This is a genomic window from Noviherbaspirillum suwonense, assembly GCF_900182955.1.
Lineage (GTDB): Bacteria > Pseudomonadota > Gammaproteobacteria > Burkholderiales > Burkholderiaceae_D > Noviherbaspirillum_A > Noviherbaspirillum_A suwonense.
Genome location: NZ_FXUL01000068.1, coordinates 1 through 1,373, shown reverse-complemented (window position 1 = coordinate 1,373; position 1,373 = coordinate 1). Strand labels below are relative to the sequence as shown.

The 1,373-nt window shown below is 55.2% G+C and carries 1 protein-coding gene; it reads left to right on the top strand.

The features are described 5' to 3' along the window. Positions 1-172: 172 nt before the first annotated feature. Positions 173-1,060 carry a LysR family transcriptional regulator gene (locus QOL82_RS29110; RefSeq protein ID WP_283445819.1) on the top strand — a complete coding sequence of 296 codons (888 nt, stop codon included), beginning with the start codon at positions 173-175 and terminating at the stop codon, positions 1,058-1,060. The last annotated feature ends 313 nt before the right edge of the window (positions 1,061-1,373 follow it).

The following is a 1,373-nucleotide window of genomic DNA, read 5'->3' as shown; positions in this document are numbered from 1 at the left end:
AAGGTCACGATACCGCACAGAACTAGGCCAGGCAGGATTCTTTGAAAACAGGCTTGGGTTGACGCTTTCATTATTCTTGCTCCTGGCTGAATGATGGAAGCAAGTATCGACGCCGCAAATGATCTGGTCCATCGTATAATTTGCCACAATCATTAAAATAAATCGAACGATCATGACGCTTGACCAATTGCGTATATTTGTAGCCGTTGCCGAGCGCGGTCATCTAACCAAAGCCGCAGAAGTGCTGTCCCTGACGCCTTCGGCTGTCAGCGCGTCGATCCGTGTACTTGAAGAGCGTTATGGGACGGCGCTGTTTGACCGCGTCGGGCGCGGCATCGAGCTCAATGAAGCAGGGCGCAGCTTTCTGCCAGAAGCACGCTCCACACTGGCAAGCGCGCGTGCGACCGAGATGACACTTGCTGAACTCGGTATTGGCAAACGTGGGACGCTGCACATGCAGGCTAGTCAAACCATAGCGAGTTACTGGCTACCACCGTTGCTGGTCCGTTTCCACCAAACATATCCTCTGGTCGCCATCGATCTGGCCATCAGTAATACGCAGAGCGTCGCGCGTGCCGTAATCGAAGGCACGACCGAGATCGGCTTCGTCGAAGATGGTGTCAACGAAGCCATGTTGTCCAGCACACCCGTCGGTGAGGATCATTTTGCGCTGGTGGTCGCTCCCGGCCATCCCTGGGCCGACGGTGCACCTGTTGCCCCAAGTGCGCTTTTGAGCGGGGAATGGGTAATGCGGGAACAGGGCTCAGGCACGCGGTCCGCGTTTGAAGTGATGTTGGCAGCGGTCGGGATCGATAGCACGGAGCTCAATGTCACATTGACCCTGCCATCGAACGAGTCCGTACGTGCTGCGGTCAAAGCAGGACCGTATGCCACTGTCATGTCGTCCTTGGTAGTCGCCGCCGACATACAAGCTGCGCTACTCTGCGAGGTGAACATTGCACTGCCGCCGCGATCGTTCTACCTGTTGCGGCACGCGTCACGCTATAAAAGCAGAGCGTCACTCGCCTTCGAACAATTGATCAGACGGAACCATGCATAAGCAAGAGGCGAGCGGTTGCTATTGGGCAGCAATGTTGACCAAAGGTGGCAACAACTGCCCGTAGCAAATTTGGCAGCAAGCCAGCCATACGGTAGGGAAAGTGAACAGCGTCAGCGTCAGAGATGAACAACCCTAATCTGGGATTGCTGCTAATTGAAAAGACAACGGAAGGCGGAAGGTGCATTAACGTGCTGGTGCGCGTAGTCCGGAAGCCACTCAGCGATGAAGGCCTGGCTGCGGCTGAACAGCATACGTATCCGGCTATCTGTATGCTTGGGCCGTTGAATATTATTGGTACTCGATGACGCTCGCA

Bases quoted from the DNA above. Each gene is read 5' to 3' on its own strand.
- QOL82_RS29110 (WP_283445819.1), top strand. From the start codon at position 173: ATGACGCTTGACCAATTGCGTATATTTGTAGCCGTTGCCGAGCGCGGT.